Annotated in this window: 1 pseudogene; it reads left to right on the forward strand. The window is 59.3% G+C overall.

Annotation, left to right across the window (positions count from 1 at the left end):
* Positions 1-141 precede the first annotated feature (141 nt).
* A pseudogene (locus tag AKL28_RS23420) lies at positions 142-2,014 on the forward strand (Tn3-like element IS1071 family transposase); the annotation flags it as partial.

Consider the following 2,014-nt stretch of genomic DNA (forward strand, 5'->3'; position numbering starts at 1 on the left):
TCTCCTCGTTTTCAGTGCAATAAGTGACGGTACGCAAAGCTAGCACTGGCGCGGGGGTGGTCTGGGTAGACCGTTGATTTCATTGACTTTCCTGTTCGCTTTGTAAACGGGTATGGTGGCCTCCCACTTTTGAGGTTCACGATGCAGGGTTGGCACACAACGTTTTTGGGGATGCGTGGGCTCCCCCGCGATATCAGCGACTTCGAGATGAAGGCATTTTTCACCTTCGATGGTGCCGAGCGCGACGCAATCAATGCACGCCGAGGTGATTCCCACAAGCTTGGTCTGGCGCTCCATATTGGTTTCCTGCGCATGAGTGGGCGTTTGCTCGGTGCCTTTCGGGTAATTCCAGTAGCCTTGTGGCGCCACCTTGGCAACGAGCTTGGCATTGCAGCACCAGAAGTCGCCTCGCTGAGAGCCATGTATGAACGCGGGCGCACGCTATTCGATCACCAACAAGTAGCCTGCACGGTCCTTGGATTCCAGTGGATGAGCGAGCACCAGCGCCGCTCACTGGTACGTGAACTGCGCGACGAAGTGGCGCGCTGCGCCGACCGCGATCAGCTACTCGTGCGGGCGCGTCAATGGCTGTACAAGAACAAGCTGGTGATCGTGCACGAGCGGGCAATTCGGACACTGATTGCGGCGGCACTTGCCCAGCTTGAAGTTGAAACAGGCACCGCCATCGCCGCCAGCGTTGATCCAGCAACACTTGATCGCTGGCGAGCCTCAGTTTCAGAGCTGCGCCCAGATGGACAAACCCAGCAGAGTTGGCTATGGGCTGCACCGGCGAAACACTCAACCCGCCAAATCAGCGAGGTACTGGAGCGCATCGACCTGCTTTACACGCTGGACGTTCATAAGCACCTGGCAGACATCCCCGATCTCATCTTGCGCCGCTACGCGCGCCGACTTGTCTCCAGGCCGCCCTCAGCCGGAGCCAAGATCAAAGAGCCAGCGCGCACCGTGGAGGTCGCATGCTTTCTTCGGTATTGCCTGTTCACCACCACAGACCAGTTGATCCTTATGGTGCAGCGCCGGATCGCCGATCTGTGGCGTCAGGCTGCCGCCGATGTCCCCGCTACCGTCAATTGGGCCGCAATGTACAAAACGCTGCTCGGCGAACTTGTTGCCTTGAGCGCGCAAGGTGCGGTGCCAGATGCTGAGTTGCGTGCCCGTCTTGAAGCCTTGATCACCGAAACCCAGAAACGCAAACCACCGAGCAGGGCCTCCCTGGTCCGCGAGGGATTGATTGATGGAATTCGCCCCGTGCGGTCGTTGCTCGTCGCCATTGCAAAGCTGCCCTGGCAGGCCACCGGCGAGCATCCTGCCATCGAGTACCTTGCCAAGCTGCAAGCTTTATATCTCAAAGGATCCAGAAAGCTGCCAGTTGAAGTGGTGGCACCAAGTCTGGGAATGATCTGGCAGGTTTCGATCTCCAGCCCAGACCGGGAACGGGCGTTTCAGGCGTTGGAGGTGGCCACCCTGTTTGCCCTGCGCCGCGCGGTGCGCAATGGCTCGGTCTGGATTGAGCACAGCCTGAGCTTTCGGGGTCGTGCGCGCTTGTTCTTCACGGACGAGCGTTGGCAGGCAGAGTCCAAGAAACACTATGCCCGTCTATCGTTACCCAGCAAGGCTGCCACTTTCTTGAAGCCTTTGCTGGCCAGAGTAACTGCCGGTGTCGATGCGGTGGCCGCTGCAGCCCGCAGTGGCGTACTGCGCGTGGATGATGAACTCCATTTGTCGCCATTGCCCGCAGAGGACGAAGACCCAGAAGTGACCAAGCTGCGCGCGGCTTTGGATCACCGCATCGGTGAGGTTCAATTGCCGGAAGTGATTCTGGCCGTTGACGCCCAGGTGCGCTTTAGCTGGATCATGCTCGGACGTGAGCCGCGCTCTACCGACGAGCTGCTGATGGTCTATGCCGGCATCATGGCCCACGGCACCAGTCTGACTGCGGTCGAATGCGCGCGCATGATTCCGCAATTGTCTGCCACCAGCATTCGCCAGGCCA

This window comes from Herbaspirillum chlorophenolicum (assembly GCF_001189955.1).
Taxonomy (GTDB): Bacteria; Pseudomonadota; Gammaproteobacteria; order Burkholderiales; family Burkholderiaceae_D; genus Herbaspirillum; species Herbaspirillum chlorophenolicum.